The sequence below is a fragment of the Planobispora longispora genome (assembly GCF_016863135.1).
GTDB lineage: Bacteria > Actinomycetota > Actinomycetes > Streptosporangiales > Streptosporangiaceae > Planobispora > Planobispora longispora.
Genome location: NZ_BOOH01000048.1, coordinates 144,642 through 163,854, shown reverse-complemented (window position 1 = coordinate 163,854; position 19,213 = coordinate 144,642). Strand labels below are relative to the sequence as shown.

Here is a 19,213-nt window from a genome sequence, read left to right as displayed (position 1 = left end):
GGGATACCCTGGATCCATGCCTGTCGAGTCCCTGTTTCCCCGCCTGGAAGCTCTGCTCCCCAGGGTGCAGAAGCCGATCCAGTATGTCGGGGGTGAGCTCAACTCGACCGTCAAGGACTGGGACGAGGCCACGGTCCGCTGGGCTCTGATGTACCCCGACGCCTACGAGGTGGGACTGCCCAACCAAGGCGTCCAGATCCTCTACGAGATCCTCAACGAGCTGCCGGAGACGCTGGCCGAGCGGACCTACGCGGTCTGGCCCGACCTGGAGGCGCTCATGCGCGCCGAGGGCGTCCCGCAGTTCACGGTCGACGCGCACCGGCCGGTGCGGGCCTTCGACGTGCTGGGTCTGTCCTTCTCGACCGAGCTCGGCTACACCAACATGCTGACCGCGCTCGACCTGGCGGGCATCCCGCTGCTGGCCGGCGACCGCGGCGACGACGACCCGATCGTGCTCGCGGGCGGCCACGCGGCCTTCAACCCCGAGCCGATCGCCGACTTCCTCGACGCCGCGGTGCTGGGCGACGGCGAGCAGATCGCCATCGCGATCACCGAGGTCGTCCGCGAGTGGAAGGCCGAGGGCTCGCCCGGCGGCCGCGACGAGCTGCTGATGCGGCTGGCCGAGTCGGGCGGGGTCTACGTCCCGAAGTTCTACGACGTCGAGTACCACGCCGACGGCCGGATCCGGCGCGTCGCGCCGAACCGGCCGGGCGTGCCGTGGCGGGTGCACAAGCACACCGTCATGGACCTGGACGAGTGGCCCTACCCGAAGAGGCCGCTGGTCCCGCTGGCCGAGACCGTGCACGAGCGGTTCAGCGTGGAGATCTTCCGCGGCTGCACCCGCGGCTGCCGCTTCTGCCAGGCCGGGATGATCACCCGTCCGGTGCGGGAGCGGTCGATCACCACGATCGGCGACATGGTCGAGGCGGGCGTCAAGGCGTCCGGCTTCAACGAGGTGGGGCTCCTCTCGCTGTCCAGCGCCGATCACTCCGAGATCGGCGACATCGCCAAGGGCCTGGCCGACCGCTACGAGGGCACCAACACCTCGCTCTCGCTGCCCTCGACCCGCGTCGACGCCTTCAACATCGACCTGGCCAACGAGTTCTCCCGCAACGGCCGCCGATCCGGCCTGACCTTCGCCCCGGAGGGCGGCTCCGAGCGCATGCGCAAGGTGATCAACAAGATGGTCACCGAGGAAGACCTCATCCGGACCGTCACCACGGCCTACACCCAGGGCTGGCGGCAGGTGAAGCTCTACTTCATGTGCGGCCTCCCCACCGAGGAGGACGCCGACGTCCTGGGCATCGCCGACCTGGCCAGGAAGGTCATCAAGGCGGGCCGGGAGGCCACCGGGTCCCGCGACATCCGCTGCACGGTCTCCATCGGCGGGTTCGTGCCCAAGCCGCACACGCCGTTCCAGTGGGCGGCCCAGGCCGACCACGAGACGGTGGACCGCAGGCTCAAGGCGCTCAAGGACACCCTGCGCGCCGACAAGGAGTACGGCCGGGCCATCGGCATGCGCTACCACGACGGCAAACCCTCCACCGTGGAGGGGCTGCTGTCGCGGGGCGACCGCCGGGTGGGCGCGGTCATCCGCGCGGTGTGGGAGGACGGCGGCCGGTTCGACGGCTGGAGCGAGCACTTCTCCTACCAGCGCTGGATGAACTCCGCGGAGAAGGCCGGCGTCGACGTCGACTGGTACACCACGCGCGAGCGCGAGGAGAACGAAGTCCTGCCCTGGGACCACCTCGACGCCGGGCTCGACCGCGAATGGCTCTGGCAGGACTGGCAGGACGCGATCAACGACGTGGAGGTCGAAGACTGCCGCTGGACCCCGTGCTACGACTGCGGCGTGTGCCCCACCATGGGCACCGAGATCCAGATCGGCCCGACCGGCAAGAAGCTCCTGCCGCTCACCGTGGTGTAGCGCCCCGGGCGGTCACGCCGCCTCCCGGCAGCGGGACGGCGCGACCGCCGGCAAGATTCACCGGCGGAGATCGCGTCAGGCGTGTCCGGCCGGGGGAAGAAGCTTTCGACACCGGCCGTTGTCACGGATATGCCGTGCTCAGGCACGGCATATCCGAAAAGGTGACGGCCACGATTTGGGAAGGAAGACACCACTCTGAAACCCGCTCCCGATGGGCCCGCGCCCGCACCCGTGGCACAGCGCCTGCGCGTGCGCTACGCCAAACGCGGCCGCCTGCGCTTCACCAGCCACCGTGACATCTCCCGGGCCGTCGAACGCGCGGTACGGCGCGCGGACGTCCCCGTGGCCTTCAGCGCCGGCTTCTCGCCGCACCCGAGGATCTCCTACGTGGGATCGGCCGCTCCGACCGGAGTCGCCAGCGAGGCCGAGTACCTCGAGATCAGCGTGACGAGGGAGTGCGATCCCGGCCGGTTCCGCGCCGCGCTGGACGCCTCGCTCCCCCCTGGTCTCGACGTGCTCGACGTCGTCGAGGCGGGCGGCGGGAGCCTGGCCGACCGGCTGGAGTGCTCGGTGTGGCAGGTGCGGTTGCCCGGGGCCGATCCCGCCCTCGCCGGGGCGGCGGTCGAGCGGTTCAAGGCGGCCGACCGCATCGAGGTGGAGCGCCTGACGAAGAAGGGGATTCGCCGCTTCGACGCGCGGGAAGCGGTGCTGAGCCTCGACATTGCCGAAGGGAGCGAGACAACAGCAGGTCAGGCGTCCAGTCAGTCATGTGTCATACTTCGCATGGTTGTACGGCACGCAGTTCCTGCCGTCCGACCCGACGACGTTCTCACCGGATTGCGTCTCGTGGCCGACTTCGCGCCGCCGTCACCCCCCGAGGTGACCAGGCTGGCGCAGGGGCCGCTGGACTCGCGAACCGGTGCGCCCGCCGACCCGCTCGACCTGGACCGCGACATGACGCGCGGCGGCGACACGGGACCGGCGAGCGAGCACGCCGTCGGCGACCTATAGGACTTGCGCCGGGCCTCGGCCCGGCGGACAGCGAGAGACGAGAGCTCCCGCGCGGCGCGGAGACGCGCCCGGGAGCTGACGGGAGAGCGCCCGCATGCTCGACAACGAGCCCAACGTCGGGGCCAATGGCCCTGCCGGGGACATAACGGAACAGTCAGTTCAGCCCACGCGCCGGCGGCGTGCCGCCAGCCGGCCCGCCGGGCCTCCGCCGGAGGATCCGGAGCCGGCGCCCGCGCAGGCCTCCGCCCCGGCGGCCACGCAGCCGGAGGCGGCCGCCCCGGAGCCGGCCGCCGCGCAGGCTCAGGTCGGCACGCCCGCCGGTGAGGAGGCGCCGCCCAAGCGCACCACCCGGCGCAGGGCCGCCGCCAAGACCACCGCCGCGGCCGCCGCGGAGGCCGCCGCCGCCGAGACCACCGGGGAGTCGGCCGAGGCCGCCGCCGCGGAGGCCGCTCCCGCGGAGGCTGCGCAGGCCGCTCCGGCCAAGACCGCCAAGGGCGCCGCCACCCGGCGCGGCCGCGCGCGGAGGGCGGAGTCCGCACCCGAGGAGGCCCCCGAGCCGGCCCGGTCGGAGGCTCCCGCCGAGGAGCCCGCCGCGGCCGTGGAGGAGACGGCTGAGCCCGCCGCGCCCGCCAAGCGGACCCGCTCGCGCAGGAAGGCCGTCCAGGAGGAAGCGGCGCCGGTCGCCGCGGAGCCGGTCGAGCTGGAGCCGCCCCTGGACCTGACCACCGCCGAGGCGGCGGAGGTCGCGGCGTCCCTGCTGCTGACGATGCCCGCCGACGAGCCGCTGGACGACGAGCCGGCCGGCGAGGAGGTCGTCGAGGAGGGCGGCCGGGGGGTGTTCGCCGACCCGTTCGGACTGACCGCCCAGGAACGCGCCGAGGTGCCCTCGGTGACGTTCCAGGCGCCCGCCGCGGTGTTCCAGCCGCTGTTCCAGGCTCCCGACCCGTACCGGGCCGAGCCGGTCGTGGCCCGTCCCGCCCCGGCGCAGCCGGTCGCGGAGGAGGAGGCCGAGGCGGAGGAGATCGAGACCGCCGAGGAGCCCGAGGACGACGAGGCCGAGGGCGAGGAGGGCGGCTCGCGCCGCCGTCGCCGCCGCAGGGGCGGTCGCGGCCGGGGCAAGACGCGTGACCTGGAGGACTCCGAGGAGGAGGGCTCCGCCGACCAGTCGGAGGAGGAAGAGGCTTCCGACTCCGAGGAGGAGGGCGCCGGCGAGGAGGGCACCTCGCGCCGCCGTCGCCGCCGTCGCCGCCGCAGCTCCGACGAGGTCGGCGAGACGCCGGACGACCCGCCGAACACCGTGGTGCGCATCCGCGCGCCCCGCGCCGGGCGCAGCACCTCCGTGGACGAGGTGCAGAGCGTGCGCGGCTCGACCCGCCTGGAGGCCAAGAAGCAGCGCCGCCGGGAGGGCCGCGAGCTCGGCCGGAGGCGCCCGCCGATCATCACCGAGTCGGAGTTCCTGGCCCGCAGGGAGGCCGTGGAGCGGGTGATGGTGGTCCGCCGGACCGGCGGCCGCACCCAGATCGCGGTGCTGGAGGACGACGTCCTCGTCGAGCACTACGTCGACCGTGAGGCCAGCCAGTCCTACGTGGGCAACGTCTACCTCGGCAAGGTGCAGAACGTCCTGCCGAGCATGGAGGCGGCCTTCGTCGACATCGGCAAGGGCCGCAACGCGGTGCTGTACGCCGGCGAGGTGAACTTCGACACCGCCGGGCTGGAAGGCCAGCCCAAGCGGATCGAGGTGGCTCTGAAGTCCGGCCAGTCCGTGCTGGTCCAGGTCACCAAGGACCCCATGGGGCACAAGGGCGCCCGCCTGACCTCCCAGGTCAGCCTGCCCGGCCGCTACCTGGTCTACGTGCCCGACGGCTCGATGACCGGGATCAGCCGCAAGCTCCCGGACAAGGAGCGCACCCGCCTCAAGAGCATTCTCAAGAAGGTCATGCCCGAGAACGCCGGTGTGATCGTCCGCACCGCCGCCGAGGGCGCCTCGGAGGACGAGCTCGGCCGCGACGTGGCCAGGCTCTCGGCCCAGTGGGAGAACATCCAGCGCAAGGCCAAGTCGGCCAGCGCGCCGGAGCTGCTCTCCGCCGAGCCGGACCTGACCGTCCGGGTGGTCCGCGACGTGTTCAACGAGGACTTCACCTCGCTGGTCGTGCAGGGCGACGAGGTGTGGACCACCGTGGACGAGTACGTCCGCTACGTGGCCCCGCACCTGGCCGACCGCCTGACCCGGTGGGACGAGGACGGCGACGTCTTCGCCGCCTACCGGATCGACGAGCAGATCGCCAAGGCGATGGAGCGCAAGGTCTGGCTGCCCAGCGGCGGCTCCCTGGTGATCGACCGGACCGAGGCGATGACCGTCGTCGACGTCAACACCGGCAAGTTCACCGGGCAGGGCGGGAACCTGGAGGAGACCGTCACCCGCAACAACCTGGAGGCGGCCGAGGAGATCGTCCGCCAGCTCAGGCTGCGGGACATCGGCGGCATCATCGTCATCGACTTCATCGACATGGTGCTGGAGAGCAACCGGGACCTGGTGCTGCGGCGGCTGCTGGAGTGCCTGGCCCGGGACCGCACCAAGCACCAGGTCGCCGAGGTCACCTCCCTGGGCCTGGTCCAGATGACCCGCAAGCGGGTCGGACAGGGCCTGCTGGAGGCGTTCTCGACCGTCTGCGACTGCTGCAACGGCCGCGGCCTGCACATCTCGACCGAGCCGGTCGAGGGCAGGCCGGAGCCGCGCGGCACCCAGGCGAAGATGGCCGTGGAGAAGGCCGTCGCGGAGAAGGTCGGCAAGGAGCCGGCCGCCGTCGCCGCGGGGGACCCGTCCGGACGTGATACGGTGACCGATGCGCTTGACGACGGTCAGGCGGAGGACTCCCAGGCCACACAGGCTTCCGGCCGGGGGCGGCGACGCTCCCGCGGCAAGGCCAAGCCGGCCGACTAGGCGTCCGTCCCGCGGCGAGCGATCGCGGGACGGATCCCAGCCGGTCCGGCGACCGCCGGCGCGCTTCGGCTGCGCCGGCACCCGACGTTCCGCCCGGTTCGACCAGGACACCAACGTCCGGTACTCTAAAGAATCGGTGCGCTCGTGGCGCGCCCTGTTCGCGCGCCTACCCGGTTCGTCGGTCAACCAGTGACCATAGCCGGATGCGGGGCGCAGCATCCAGCGAGCATGTAGTCAGAAGAAGGGTTCCGCGGTGTACGCGATCGTTCGTTGCGGCGGCAGGCAGCAGAAGGTCTCCGTCGGTGACGTCCTCGAGGTGGACAAGGTCGCCGGCGAGGTCGGTTCCACGGTTACGCTGCCGACGGTGCTCGTCGTCAACGACGGCGACGTGACCACCGAGGCGGGCCGGTTCACGGTTGCCGCCGAGATCCTCGGCGAGACCAAGGGTCCGAAGATCCGCATTCTGAAGTACAAGAACAAGACCGGTTACAAGAAGCGCCAGGGTCACCGCCAGCGGTACACCCAGGTGAAGATCACCGGCATCAACCAGGCCTGAGTTTCGGGAGTTTTGCGAGATGGCACACAAGAAGGGCGCGTCGTCCACTCGGAACGGCCGTGACTCCAACGCCCAGCGGCTCGGTGTGAAGCGCTTCGGCGGCCAGCTGGTCAACGCCGGTGAGATCATCGTTCGCCAGCGTGGCACCCACTTCCACCCGGGCGACAACGTCGGCCGCGGCGGTGACGACACCCTGTTCGCGCTGACCGCCGGTCACGTGCAGTTCGGTGTCAAGCGCGGTCGTCGCGCAGTGAGCATCGTCCCGGTCGCGGAGTAGATCCGCACCGTAAGACGTCAACGACAGGGGTGGATCGCGTTCGGCGGTCCGCCCCTGTTCGTGTTGATGAGCGGGGTCTCCGTGAGCGATCGGCGATCTCCGCGGATCGGGGATCGGGGATCCCCGGAGATGGGGGAGGAGAGCAGACATGCCGGACTTCGTGGATCAGGTGATCCTGCACATCAAGGCCGGTGACGGGGGACATGGCTGCGCCTCTGTCCATCGGGAGAAGTTCAAGCCGCTGGGCGGGCCCGACGGGGGCAACGGCGGCCGGGGCGGTGACGTGATCCTGGAGGTGGACGCGAACACCGCGACCCTGCTGGACTACCACCGCCGCCCGCACCGCAAGGCCGACAACGGCAAGCAGGGCTCCGGCTCCAACCGTGACGGGGCCAACGGCGAGGACGTCATCCTGCCCGTGCCCGACGGCACCGTGGTCAAGGACGCCGCCACCGGCGAGGTCATCGTCGACATGGTCGGCGCCGGCACCCGCTACGTCATCGCCGAGGGCGGCCACGGGGGGCTCGGCAACGCGGCCCTGGCCTCCGCCAAGCGCAAGGCCCCCGGCTTCGCGCTGCTCGGCGAGCCCGGCGACGGGCTCGACGTGATGCTGGAGATGAAGAGCGTCGCGGATGTGGCGCTGGTCGGCTTCCCGAGCGCGGGCAAGTCCTCCCTCATCGCGGCGCTCAGCGCCGCCCGGCCGAAGATCGCCGACTACCCGTTCACCACCCTGGTGCCCAACCTCGGCGTGGTCACCGCGGGCGACACGATCTTCACCGTCGCCGACGTGCCCGGCCTGATCCCCGGAGCGTCCGAGGGCAAGGGCCTCGGTCACGAGTTCCTGCGCCACGTCGAGCGGTGCAACACGCTCGTGCACGTGATCGACTGCGCCACCATGGAGCCGGGCCGCGACCCGATCAGCGACTACGAGGCGATCGAGGCCGAGCTGGCGGCCTACGGCAAGCTGGAGGACCGGCCGAGGCTGGCCGTGCTCAACAAGGCGGACGTGCCCGACGCCCGCGAGCTGGCCGACATCGTCCGGCCCATGCTGGAGGAGCGGGGCATGCGGGTCTTCACGATCTCCGCGGCCACCCACCAGGGCCTCAAGGAGCTGACCTACGCCATGGGCGAGATGGTCGCCGCGGCCCGCGCCGCCGCCCCCGTGGCCGAGCCCACCCGCCTGGTGATCAAGCCTCGGCAGCTCGGCGACGCCGGGTTCACCGTGCGGAAGGTCGACGAGAACACCTTCCAGGTCACCGGCGCCAAGCCGGAGCGCTGGATCCGCCAGACCGACTTCACCAACGACGAGGCCGTCGGCTACCTCGCCGACCGGCTGGAGCGCCTGGGCGTGGAGGAGGAGCTCACCAAGGCCGGGGCCAAGGCCGGCGCCGAAGTGATCATCGGCTCGATGGAGGGCGGCTACGTCTTCGACTGGCAGCCCACGCTCAACGCCGAGGCCGTGCGTCAGGGCCCGCGCGGCACGGACAACCGGCTCGGATAGTCTGCCCCCGCCCGTCCATCCCAAGGCCTCCGCCAGTCCCCGTGAAAGGTGCGTCCCGTGACCTCCGCCCGCGACCGGATCCGTACGGCCTCACGCCTCATCGTGAAGGTGGGTTCGTCCTCGCTGACCACCCCGCAGGGGATGATCGACGTCGATCGGGTGGACGCCCTGGTGGACGTGCTCGCCGCCCGGCGGAAGACCGGCACGCAGATCGTGCTGGTCTCCTCCGGCGCGATCGCGGCCGGGCTCGGCCCGCTGGGTCTGCCCGCCCGCCCCCGCGACCTGGCCACCCAGCAGGCCGCCGCCTCCGTCGGCCAGGGCGTGCTGGTCGCCCGCTACACCTCCTCCTTCGCCCGGTACGGCCTGCGCGTCGGCCAGGTGCTGCTCACCGCCGACGACATGATGCGCCGCGCGCACCACGTCAACGCCGAGCGCACCCTCAACCGCCTGCTGGAGCTGGGCATCGTCCCGGTGGTCAACGAGAACGACACCGTGGCCACCGACGAGATCCGCTTCGGCGACAACGACCGGCTCGCCGCGCTGGTCGCCCACCTGATCCGCGCCGACGCGCTGGTGCTGCTCTCCGACGTGGACGCCCTCTACGACGGCGACCCCCGCCGCCCCGGCGCGCGCCGGCTCGGCGACGTCCGCGGCCCCGAGGACCTCGCCGGGGTCGAGCTGGGCAAGGGCGGCGCGGTCGGCACCGGCGGGATGATCACCAAGGTGCAGGCGGCCAGGATCGCCACCGGCGCGGGCGTTCCGGTCGTGCTGACCGCCGCCGCGCACGCCGCCCAGGCGCTCGCGGGCGTCGACGTCGGCACCTACTTCCACCCGGGCGGCCGCCACCCCGGCACCCGGCTGCTCTGGCTGGCCCACGCCACCACCGGCCGCGGCCGGCTCCACCTGGACGACGGGGCGGTCGAGGCCGTCGTGGCGCGTCGCAAGTCGCTGCTGCCGGCCGGGGTCACCGGGGTGGAGGGCGACTTCGCGGCCGGGGACCCGGTGGACCTGTGCGGGCCGCACGGCCACGTCATCGCCCGCGGCCTGGTCAACTTCGACGCCGCGGAGATCCCCGACCTGCTCGGCCGCTCCACCCGCGAGCTGGCCAGCAGCCTCGGTCCGGAATATGAACGCGAACTCATCCACCGTGACGACATCGTCATACTGGAACCCACCCACTAGTTCCCGCCCATGGAGCGCGACATGGCTGTTTCGTCGGGAAATCTCATGCCGACTTCTGAGATTTCCGAGCCCGACTTCCTGAAGGTAGCCCTGGCGGCTAAAGAGGCCGCCGCCGAGCTGGCCCCGCTGCCGCGGGCGCCGAAGGACACCGCGCTCCGGGCGATCGCCGACGCGCTGGTGGCCAGGTCCGCCGAGATCATCGAGGCCAACGCCGCCGACGTGGCCAGGGCCCGGGAGAACGGCATCTCCGAGTACATGATCGACCGACTGACCCTGGACGCCGGGCGGATCGAGGCCATCGCCGACGCCGTCCGGCAGATCGCCGACCTGCCCGACCCGGTCGGCGAGGTGATCCGGGGCAACACCCTGCCCAACGGGCTGGAGCTGCGCCAGCTCCGGGTGCCGCTCGGCGTGATCGGCATCATCTACGAGGGCCGTCCCAACGTCACGGTCGACGCCGCCGCGCTCTGCCTCAAGAGCGGCAACGCCACCCTGCTGCGCGGCTCCTCCAGCGCCTACTCCTCCAACACGGCGCTGGTGAAGGTCATGCAGGAGGCGCTGGCGGGGACCGAGGTCCCGGCGGGAGCCGTACAGCTGGTGCCCGGTCAGACGCGCGAGTCGGTCAAGACGCTGATGAAGGCGCGCGGCCTGGTCGACGTGCTGATCCCGCGCGGCGGCGCCTCGCTGATCAACTCGGTGGTGGAGGAGTCCACGGTCCCGGTCATCGAGACCGGCGTGGGCAACTGCCACGTCTACGTCGACGCCGAGGCCGACCTCGACCTGGCGCTGGAGATCCTGCTCAACGCCAAGACGCAGCGGCCCTCGGTGTGCAACGCGGCCGAGAGCTTCCTGGTGCACGCCGCCGTCGCCGACGCCTTCGTGCCGCGCGCGCTGGCCGCGCTGGCCGAGGCGGGCGTGACGGTGCACGGCGACGAGCGGATCGCCTCCTACGGCGACGCCGTGGTCCCGGCCACCGAGGAGGACTTCGGCGCCGAGTACCTCTCCCTGGACATCGCCGCCGCCGTGGTCGACTCCCTGGAGGATGCGGTCGCCCACATCCGCAAGTACGGCTCCGCCCACACCGACGCGATCGTCACCCGCTCCGTCACCGCCTCCCGCAGGTTCGTGGCGCTGGTCGACTCCGCGGCCGTGGCGGTCAACGCCTCCACCCGCTTCACCGACGGCGGCGAGTTCGGCTTCGGCGCGGAGATCGGCATCTCCACCCAGAAGCTGCACGCGCGCGGCCCGATGGGCCTGCCGGAGCTGACCTCCACCAAGTGGGTCTACACCGGCGAGGGCCACCTGCGCACCTCGACCGGGACGGTCATCGCCTCCTGCGAAGGTGAAGTCTGCGGCAAGTAGGACACAAGGCGGGCGCGATATCAGTGGGGCGTGGCCGAACAGCGCATTGAGATCACGCACGACTCGCCCGCCTCGCCCGACCGCCTCTGGGCGGTCCTGACGGACGTGTCCACCTGGCCCCGGTGGGCCGCCTTCGACGCCGCGGAGCTGGAGCGTCCCGGCGCCCCCGAACGGGACGGCGTCGGGGCGGTCCGGCTCTTCCGGCGCGGGAGCAGAGTCACCCGGGAGAGGGTGATCGTCTTCGACCCCGGCTCCCGGCACTTCGCCTACGAGCTGCTGGAGGGCATCCCGGCCCGGGACTACCGGGCCGACGTCACGCTGGAGCCGATCCCCGGCGGCGGGACCACGATCCGCTGGCGCTCGCGCTTCCACGGACGCCTGCCCGGGCAGGGCCCGATGGTCGGGTTCGTGCTGCGCAGGTTCATCGACGATCTGGTAAAGCGTCTCGCCGCTCAAGGTATATGACCGCGTGTCGCGCACCGGAGCCGCGGCGCGCGTGGCTTGACTGGCCCGCATGGAGATCGTGATCGCGTTGTCCTTCGCCGCCGCGGTGCTGTTCGGCGCCGACCGGCTGATGCTGTTCCTGGAGAGCCGGGGGCATGTGAACTGGAGGCGCAGGGGGATCCCGCAGCTGGAGGAGGAGCCCGTCGCCGAGCTGGAGAGCCTGCTGATCCTGCCGGAGCGTGAGCCCGCGGGCCGGCGCTAGGATCCGCCGTCCACGGACCCTCCGGCATCGGGATCCGCCGTCCACGGACCCTCCGCCTTTTCCCGCGCCGCGGATCTGCCTCCGGTACGGCGTGCCATCGGGGATTCACCGCCCCCACCCGCTAATGTGTGGTCCCCTATGGGTGGAGGGCGGGTGGGCAGGCTCGGGCGCGTCGGTCCGTACACGCTGGTGGAACGCCTCGGCAAGGGCGGCATGGGCGAGGTCTATCTCGCCACCAACCGGCGGGGGGAGAACGTCGCGCTCAAAATGCTCCACGACGCCATCGACGCCGACGCCGAGTCCCGCATCCGCCTCGAACGCGAGGTCCGCGCGCTGCGCCGGGTGGAGAGCCCCTATGTCGCCCGGGTCGTCGACGCCGACCTCACCTGTGAGCGGCCCTACCTGGTCATGGAGCACATCGAGGGCGACACCCTCCTGGAGTGCGTACGGCGCGGCGGCCCGCTGCGGGGCCCCGACCTGATCATCTTGGCCCAGGGCCTGGCCTCCGCGCTGGCGGTCATCCACGCGGCCGGGGTCGTCCACCGCGACCTCAAGCCCGCCAACGTCCTCGTCAGCCCGTCGGGTGAGCCCGTCCTGGTCGACTTCGGCATCGCCCAGGTCCTGGACGCCACCCGGCTCACCGCGACCGGCGCCTTCCTGGGCACCCCCGGCTACGCCGCCCCCGAGCTGTTCGCGGACGAGCACGTGGGCGAGCCGGCCGACGTGCACGCCTGGGCGGCCACCGTGGCCTTCGCCGCCACGGGCCGCCCCACCTTCGGCGGAGGCACGGCCGAGGCGCAGATGTACGCCGTCCTGAACGGTCAGGCCGACCTCGCGGGAGTCCCGGCCGCGCTTCTGCCGCTGGTGCGCGCCGCCCTGCACCGGGAGGGCGCCAAGCGCCCCACCGCAGCCCTCCTGGCCGCCCGCCTGGCGCGCCTGGCCCGCGCGGCCCTCACGCAGCAGCCGCAGCTCACGAGGGCGGCCGGCAAGAACGGCGCCCGGACCGTGCGGAAACCCGCTCCCGCCGAGCCGTCCACGCCGAAGCCCGCGGGCGCCAGGCAGCCCGGTGCCAAGACCGCCAAGCCCGCGGGCGAGAAGACGGGCCCGGAGCGGGCGGGGAGCCGGAGAACCGGGACGAAGACGGAGAACAGGGCGGAGAACGAGGCGAAGGAGGCGGCCCGGCGCCCCTCCGCGGCGGGGACGAGAACCGCGCGGACGGCTCCCCGGGGGCGGCAGGCGGACAGCGCCCTGGCCGCCGAGGCCGTGCCCGCCGTCGCGGCGGGACCGCTGCCCGCGGGGAACATGGCGCTGATCGTGCTGGCGCTGCTGGCGGTGCCCTGCGTCGTGGCCTCGGTGATCTGGCCGCCGGCGACCTTCGCCGTCACCGGGCTGTTCGCCGTCCTGGCCCGCACCGGGTGGGCCGGTCACTGGCTGGTCAGGAAGCGCAAGTCCGCCCGGGTCCGGGGAGTCCTGCGGGTCCTCGGCTTCCCGGTGACCTTCACCGGATCGCTGGCGACCGCCGTGGTCTGGCCTGGACTCCCGGCGGCGGGGCTGGCGGCCATCGCGCTCTGGCTCGCCCTGGGCGGATCGCTGCCCCAGGACTGGTGGCAGCGGCCCGCCCCGGTCGCCGTCGCGGGCGTCGTGTTCGGGGTCGTCTGCGGCGGGATCATCGGCCGCGAGGTCGAACGGGTCGGCTCCGGCCTGCCCGAACTGCGCAAGGAAGGGCTGCGGGCGCTGGCCGTCCTCGGCGGCTTCGTCGCCCTGTGCGCGGCGGCCGTACGGATCGTCGCGCTGGTCCTCTGATCCACGCGCACGTGACCCGGCGGGCCCGCGGAGGCCGTCAGGCGACCTTGGACGCGGAGGCGGTCCAGGTGTTGCAGGAGGCGGGGTCGCCGGTGGTGTAGCCGCGCTTGATCCAGTAGGCGACGTTGCCGCTCTTGCCGTAGACGCGGTCCCCGCCGTTCACGTCGCCGCGCTCCTTGGCGACCTTCAGCAGGTGGTTCCAGTTGGAGACCGGCCGGTCGAGGGAGCTCCACACGCTCTTCAGGAACGCCCCCGCCAGGCACTCGGCCTGCAGGGAGTGGCGGCGGACCTGCTCGTTCATCTCGGTCTTGTTCCGGTAGGGGGCGTCCCGGTAGGCCTCGCCGATCCCTACGAGATCCAGCACGTGGTAGGTGTAGATCTCGTTCATGAGGTGGAACAGGTAGAGGTCGCCGGTGTCCTCGAGCACGTACTTGGGAAGTTGGATGATGATCGTCCTCGACTGGGGGCAGTGGTACGACTCCCAGTCCTTGCCGATCTCGCTGCCGCAGAACCGGGTCGGCCCCTTGCTGTAGATCTTGACGACGGGCTTGGTGAACTCCAGGCCCGCTCCCTCGAGGTGCGCCTGCCACGAGGTGTTCAGGCAGTCCAGGATCCCGAGCAGGTACTTCTTGACCGAGGTCCGGTCGCCGTCCTTCACAGGCTTCTCGGCGCACTCCGTCTCGGCGAGCGCGCCTGCCGAGTAGAGAGAGTTCTTGGTCAGGGCTTCGTCCTTGATCGGATAGGCGTGGGCCGTACCTGTCAGGAGGAGCCCGGCGGCGCAGGTCAGGGCGGCGATCACACGGATTCTCATGGCCCGGGACAGTAGGGCAAACCCCGTAAACGTGCAAAAAGGTCCAGGAGATGAACTCCCAGACCTTTCTGGCGAACGAGACGGGATCAGTTGTCGCGCCGGGCGAAGCGGTTGAAGATGCGCTCGCCCGCGTTGACCGCGCCCTCGGCCACGTCGCGCAGCACGCCGATGAACGGGTCCTGCGACTGCGACCACGACTCGCGGTAGGAGCGGGCCGCGGCCTTGATCTCCTCGCTGATCTTGGCGTTGGAGTCGTCGGCGCGACGCGGGTATTCGCCGCGGAGGATGTTCTCGTACTCGCCGCTGCGGCGCCACTTGTCCAGCTCGGCGACGCGGGAGACCGCGAACGGGTGGGTCGTGCCCAGCAGGTTGAGGACCTTCAGCAGGCCGTCGCGGACGTCGCCCGCCGTGTCGTACTCCCGGGCCTGGTCGAGGAAGGCCTCGATGTTCATCTCGTGCAGGCGCGATCCGCCGGCGAGCTTCATCAGCGCGCGCAGGGCCGCCTCCGGGTCCTGACCGACGAGGAGACCGCCCCGGTCGGCGGAGAGCTCGGACTTGCGGTGCCACTCCTCCAGGCCCGCCACGATCGCGCGCAGGCCGATGTATCCCAGCGGGATCCAGGCCACGCGCTGGGCCAGGCGGGTCAGGATGACCAGCATGGTGCGGTAGACCGCGTGGCCGGACAGGATGTGGGCGGTCTCGTGACCGATGACGAAGCGCTGCTCCTCCTCGTCCATCAGGTCGAGCAGACCGGTGCTCACGACGATGAACGGATCGTCGAAGCCGATCGCCATGGCCTGGGCCCTCGGGTTCTGCTGGACGTAGACCTCCGGGATGCGGTGGAGGTCGAGCACGTAGGCCGCGTCACGACCCATGTCGTGCAGAGCGCGGAACTGGGTGTCGCTCGTGCGCACCGCCGAGGCGAGGTAGATCAGGCGGAGACGACGCTCACTGATCAGGCCGGACATCTGCTTGAGAACCGTGTCGAACCCGCTGAGCGAACGGAGAGCGACCAGCGCGGACCGGTCGGCGGGGTGTTCATAGGCACGGGAGCTGATGCCGGGAAGCTGCACGCGGTTGCGATCCGGGGTGGTGGTCATGTCCGGCATGCTACGTCGGGTACGCCTGTCACGCGCGGGGGGCGGTTAAAACCTCTGTACGGCTTGCGCGTATGGTCCGTTCCATGATGAACGCGCCGATCAGCCGGGGTAAGCGTCGTCTGGGTGTCATGGGCGGCACCTTCGACCCGATCCACCACGGCCACCTGGTCGCCGCCAGTGAGGTCGCGCACCACTTCGACCTCGACGAGGTCGTCTTCGTGCCGACCGGCCGGCCGTGGCAGAAGGCCGACCAGGTGGTCTCCGCGCCCGAGGACCGCTACCTGATGACGGTCATCGCGACCGCGTCCAACCCGAGGTTCTCGGTGAGCCGGGTCGACATCGACCGCCCGGGCCCGACCTTCACCATCGACACCCTGCGGGACATCGCCGAGCTCTACGGCCCGGAGACGGAGCTGTACTTCATCACCGGCGCCGACGCCCTCTCCCAGATCCTGAGCTGGCGCGACGTGGACGAACTGTTCACCATCGCCCACTTCGTCGGCGCCACCCGCCCCGGTCACCACCTGCACGACCCCGGCCTGCCGGAGGGCCAGGTCAGCCTCCTGGAGATCCCGGCCCTGGCCATCTCCTCCTCGGAGTGCCGGGAACGGGTCGCCGCGGGTGAGCCCATCTGGTACCTGGTGCCCGACGGCATCGTCCAGTACATCAACAAGCGCGGCCTCTACCTGGACAAGGACAGCTGACCAGGGCGTCCGTCATCGTGCCTGCGGGGAGGGCGCATCGAGGGCACATCCGCGAAGACGGAGCCGACGGCGGCCCGTGCCGTACGAGGCGGGGGTGATCGGCTGCCGCGGCCCCGCTCCGTCGGGCAAGGCGGACGTGTGGCCGGCAAGGAGATCTGCCGGTGTTTCGACCGGTACGAGGTCCGTCCGCCGCGTGTGGTGCGCTTCCACGGCGGGCGTCAGGACACGGTGTCTGCCGCATGGCACCGCCTGCACTGGTTTGCCTGCGAGCTGACCCGGTGCCATGCGGTCGTCGGCGGGAAAACCGGATGACATCTCACGTCGCTTGTCGGAATGCTGGATGCGGGCGAGGAGTTTTGTCGGTGGTGCCTGTCAGTCTTTGCATGACGACAGCTTCTTATGAGGCCCAGGGCTGAGATGTCAGCCATATCCGCGTCGTATCCCGACAATCCTGATTGAGGTGCCGTGTCCACCGCACAGCTTGACTCACCCGCCACGTCCGCGACCGCCAGTCCAGGTCGCACCCCGGCCGTGATCCGGCTGCTGGTTCTCGCCACGTTCGTGGTCATCCTCAACGAGACGATCATGATCAACGCGATCCCGCGGTTGATGGACGCGCTGCACATCACCGAGCAGACCGCGCAGTGGCTCTCGACCGCGTTCATGCTGACCATGGCCGCCGTCATCCCGATCACCGGATGGTTCCTGCAGCGGGTGACCACCCGCCGCGCATACTCCACCGCGATGGGCCTGTTCCTGCTCGGTACGGCGCTGGCCGCCGTCGCGCCGACGTTCGAGGTGCTGCTGGGCGCCCGCATCATCCAGGCGTCGGGGACGGCCGTGATGATGCCGCTGCTGATGACCACGTTGATGCAGGTCGTGCCGGAGTCGGACCGGGGCCGCGTGATGGGCAACGTCACCCTGGCGATCTCGGTCGCGCCCGCGATGGGCCCGGCGGTCTCGGGGGTGATCCTCCAGTTCGGGTCCTGGCGGCTGCTGTTCGCCGTGGTGCTCCCCATCGCCGCCGTGATCACATGGAGCGGCCTGAAGCAGCTCAAGAACGTCGGAGAGCCCAAGTTCAGCACCATCGACTGGTTGAGCGTGGTGACCGCCGCCGCCGGCTTCGGCGGCCTGGTCTACGGGCTGAGCCAGTTCGAGGGCGGTGACGCCCGGGCCGCCGCCGCGATCGTGGCCGCGGGCCTGATCGCCATCGCCGCCTTCGTCGTCCGCCAGCTGTCCCTGCAGAAGCGCGGCGTGCCGCTGATGGACCTGCGCACCCTGCGCCACCGCACCTACACGGTCGCACTGATCATGATGTCGGTGGCCTTCATGGCGATGCTCGGCTCGATGGTCCTGCTCCCGCTGTACCTGCAGAACCTCCGCGGGCTCAGCCCCCTGGAGACCGGGCTCCTCGTGATGCCGGGCGGCCTCGCGATGGGGCTGCTCGGTCCGACCGTCGGCCGCCTGTTCGACCGGTTCGGCGGCCGGGTTCTGATCATCCCCGGCTCGATCGCGATCACGCTCGCGCTCGCCGGCTTCACGCAGGTCACGATGACCATGCCGTACTGGCAGCTCCTCGGTCTGCACGCGCTGCTGATGGTGGGCCTGGCCGCGACCTTCACCCCGGTGTTCACCCTCGGGCTCGGAGCGGTCCCCCCGCCGCTCTACTCCCACGGCAGTTCGATCCTGAGCACGCTGCAGCAGGTCGCCGCGGCCTTCGGCACCGCGCTCGTGATCACCGTGATGAGCGCGCGAACCGACGCCCTGAAGTCCGAGGGAGCCACGGAGGCGCTCGCCAGCCTCGGCGGCATGCGGCTGGCCTTCATCATCGGCGCGGTGTTGTCCCTGGCCGTGATCGCCACCGCCCTGCTCCTGCCGGCCCGCGCGGACAGCGCGGGCGGGCATGCGGACGGCGCCGACGAGTTCGAGGAAGCCCTGCCGATGAAGTCGTCCTGACGGCGGTGTGACGAGACGCTCCCATCTGCCGCTTGCCGGGCGGGCTGTTCCCGCCCGGCAAGCGGCAGATCATGTTCGGGGCCGCAGCCGGGTCGTCGGCGGGCGCGAGGCGGAAGGCCCGTCCGGCGGGCGCGGCGCGGGAGGTCCGGGCGGCACGCCGGCGGCCGGCGCCGGGAAACGGCCGGACCCGGACCCCGCCGTCACCCGGGGCTGATCGTCGCGGCGACCGTGGCGCCGAGCTCCCAGCAGGCCGTCAGGTCTTCCTTGCCCGGCGCGCCCGTCACCGTCACCGGCCGGTGGACCCGCTCCCAGCCGAGCCCGGCGGCGATCGACTCCACCGCGCGGACGGCGCCGGTCGCGTCGTTGTTGCCGTGCACGTACAGCGCGTACGGCAGGCGCCGGGTCTCCTCCAGGCAGGGGTAGTAGACCGTGTCGAAGAAGTGCTTGAGCGCCCCGCTCATGTAACCGATGTTGACCGGTGTGCCCAGGATGACGCCGTCGGCCTCGAACACGTCGACGGCGGTGGCGCGCAGCGCAGCGCGGGCGACCACCTCCACGCCCTCGACCTCGTCGGTGGCGGCGCCGCGCCGTACCGTCTCGAAGAGTTCCCGCAGCGCGGGCGAGGCGGTGTGGTGCACGATCAGCAGACGCCGGACATCTCGCGACACGGTGCCGATCCTCTCACGTCCGTTCATCGGCGCGACGAGGACGGCTGACCGGGGCGGCGCCGGATGACGCCGGAGGGCTTTGAGGGCAGCAGAGGTTTTAAGGGCACCGGAGGCCTTAAGGGCATGGGAAGGAGACCGTAAGGCCGGTCGAGCACCGTGGAACCGTCGCAACCGGGCAAACCGCAGCAGCGAGGGGACGCCACGATGGCCCAGACCGCCGAGTACGAGATCATCCGCACCTTCGACGCGCCCCGCGAGCTGGTGTACGCCGCGTGGACCGAGCCCGAGCGCTTCTCCCGCTGGTTCGGTCCCCGCACGCTGGCCACGCCTGTCGGGCGGATCGTCCTGGACGCCTGGCCCGGTGGGGTCTGGCGCGCCACACTGGTGGGCGAGGAGGGGTTCGAGGTCACCTTGAACGGGATGTACCGGGAGGTCGCGGAGCCCGAGCGGCTGGTCTTCACGACCGGCGACCCGGACAATCCCGGCGATGCGCCCGCCTCCGTGGTGACGCTGAGCCTGGCGGAGGTGGACGGCGTGACGGAGATGCGCTTCCATCAGTTCGGGGTGAACACCGACCGGGAGCACGCCGAGCAGGCCAGGGCGGGTTGGATCGAGTTCTTCGAACGCCTGGCCGAACACGTCGAGGAGGCCTGCCGTACGGATCGCCGGGCTGAGCGGGTCGAGGAGGTCTGCCGTACGGACTGCTGA

18 protein-coding genes are annotated in these 19,213 nt (G+C 71.4%); 15 read left to right on the top strand and 3 right to left on the bottom strand.

Going from position 1 to position 19,213, the window contains the following annotated elements; all coding sequences use genetic code 11:
* Positions 1–16: 16 nt before the first annotated feature.
* From Plo01_RS29190 to Plo01_RS29140, 11 genes are all read left to right on the top strand, one after another.
* Positions 17–1,927, top strand: coding sequence for a TIGR03960 family B12-binding radical SAM protein (locus Plo01_RS29190; RefSeq protein ID WP_203893918.1), 1,911 nt, complete (start codon positions 17–19; stop codon positions 1,925–1,927).
* A 231-nt stretch (positions 1,928–2,158) separates the two neighbouring features.
* On the top strand, positions 2,159–2,938 hold the full coding sequence (locus Plo01_RS29185) for a TIGR03936 family radical SAM-associated protein (RefSeq protein ID WP_203893917.1): 780 nt from the start codon (positions 2,159–2,161) through the stop codon (positions 2,936–2,938).
* Positions 2,939–3,032: 94 nt separating this feature from the next.
* Entirely contained in the window at positions 3,033–5,879 is a 2,847-nt protein-coding gene (locus Plo01_RS29180) for an Rne/Rng family ribonuclease (RefSeq protein ID WP_203893916.1), read from the top strand.
* Between the two features lie 253 nt (positions 5,880–6,132).
* Positions 6,133–6,435, top strand: coding sequence for a 50S ribosomal protein L21 (gene rplU, locus Plo01_RS29175; RefSeq protein WP_068925702.1), 303 nt, complete (start codon positions 6,133–6,135; stop codon positions 6,433–6,435).
* A gap of 19 nt (positions 6,436–6,454) precedes the next feature.
* On the top strand, positions 6,455–6,712 hold the full coding sequence (gene rpmA / locus Plo01_RS29170) for a 50S ribosomal protein L27 (RefSeq protein ID WP_020546367.1): 258 nt from the start codon (positions 6,455–6,457) through the stop codon (positions 6,710–6,712).
* Positions 6,713–6,860: 148 nt separating this feature from the next.
* Positions 6,861–8,213 (top strand): GTPase ObgE, encoded by a 1,353-nt coding sequence (gene obgE, locus Plo01_RS29165; protein WP_203893915.1) that lies wholly within the window; start codon positions 6,861–6,863, stop codon positions 8,211–8,213.
* A 57-nt stretch (positions 8,214–8,270) separates the two neighbouring features.
* A complete protein-coding gene (gene proB / locus Plo01_RS29160) occupies positions 8,271–9,395 on the top strand; it encodes a glutamate 5-kinase (RefSeq protein ID WP_203893914.1) in 1,125 nt (374 codons plus the stop codon).
* Positions 9,396–9,440: 45 nt separating this feature from the next.
* On the top strand, positions 9,441–10,757 hold the full coding sequence (locus Plo01_RS29155) for a glutamate-5-semialdehyde dehydrogenase (protein ID WP_203893913.1): 1,317 nt from the start codon (positions 9,441–9,443) through the stop codon (positions 10,755–10,757).
* Between the two features lie 30 nt (positions 10,758–10,787).
* Positions 10,788–11,222 carry an SRPBCC family protein gene (locus tag Plo01_RS29150; protein ID WP_203893912.1) on the top strand — a complete coding sequence of 145 codons (435 nt, stop codon included), beginning with the start codon at positions 10,788–10,790 and terminating at the stop codon, positions 11,220–11,222.
* 49 nt (positions 11,223–11,271) lie between these two features.
* Positions 11,272–11,463, top strand: coding sequence for a hypothetical protein (locus Plo01_RS29145; RefSeq protein ID WP_203893911.1), 192 nt, complete (start codon positions 11,272–11,274; stop codon positions 11,461–11,463).
* Between the two features lie 153 nt (positions 11,464–11,616).
* Positions 11,617–13,266, top strand: coding sequence for a serine/threonine-protein kinase (locus Plo01_RS29140; protein ID WP_203893910.1), 1,650 nt, complete (start codon positions 11,617–11,619; stop codon positions 13,264–13,266).
* A 37-nt stretch (positions 13,267–13,303) separates the two neighbouring features.
* Here the strand turns inward: Plo01_RS29140 and Plo01_RS29135 are convergent, their stop codons facing one another.
* Entirely contained in the window at positions 13,304–14,077 is a 774-nt protein-coding gene (locus Plo01_RS29135; RefSeq protein ID WP_203893909.1) for a neutral zinc metallopeptidase, read from the bottom strand.
* A gap of 86 nt (positions 14,078–14,163) precedes the next feature.
* Positions 14,164–15,186, bottom strand: coding sequence for a M48 family metallopeptidase (locus tag Plo01_RS29130; RefSeq protein ID WP_203893908.1), 1,023 nt, complete (start codon positions 15,184–15,186; stop codon positions 14,164–14,166).
* Between the two features lie 74 nt (positions 15,187–15,260).
* Here Plo01_RS29130 and nadD point away from each other — a divergent pair, with 74 nt between their 5' ends.
* The 3 genes from nadD to Plo01_RS29115 all read left to right on the top strand — a co-directional run bounded on the left by nadD (position 15,261) and on the right by Plo01_RS29115 (position 17,837).
* Complete coding sequence (gene nadD / locus Plo01_RS29125) at positions 15,261–15,881, top strand: nicotinate-nucleotide adenylyltransferase (RefSeq protein WP_203893907.1); 621 nt, start codon at positions 15,261–15,263, stop codon at positions 15,879–15,881.
* A 138-nt stretch (positions 15,882–16,019) separates the two neighbouring features.
* Positions 16,020–16,193 (top strand): hypothetical protein, encoded by a 174-nt coding sequence (locus tag Plo01_RS29120; RefSeq protein WP_203893906.1) that lies wholly within the window; start codon positions 16,020–16,022, stop codon positions 16,191–16,193.
* Positions 16,194–16,412: 219 nt separating this feature from the next.
* Positions 16,413–17,837: an MDR family MFS transporter gene (locus Plo01_RS29115; RefSeq protein WP_203893905.1), complete on the top strand. Its 1,425-nt coding sequence runs from the start codon at positions 16,413–16,415 to the stop codon at positions 17,835–17,837.
* A 200-nt stretch (positions 17,838–18,037) separates the two neighbouring features.
* Here Plo01_RS29115 and Plo01_RS29110 read toward each other — a convergent pair whose 3' ends face one another.
* Complete coding sequence (locus tag Plo01_RS29110; RefSeq protein ID WP_239317278.1) at positions 18,038–18,505, bottom strand: flavodoxin family protein; 468 nt, start codon at positions 18,503–18,505, stop codon at positions 18,038–18,040.
* 204 nt (positions 18,506–18,709) lie between these two features.
* Here Plo01_RS29110 and Plo01_RS29105 point away from each other — a divergent pair, with 204 nt between their 5' ends.
* Positions 18,710–19,213, top strand: a complete 504-nt coding sequence (locus Plo01_RS29105) for an SRPBCC family protein (RefSeq protein ID WP_203893903.1) — start codon at positions 18,710–18,712, stop codon at positions 19,211–19,213.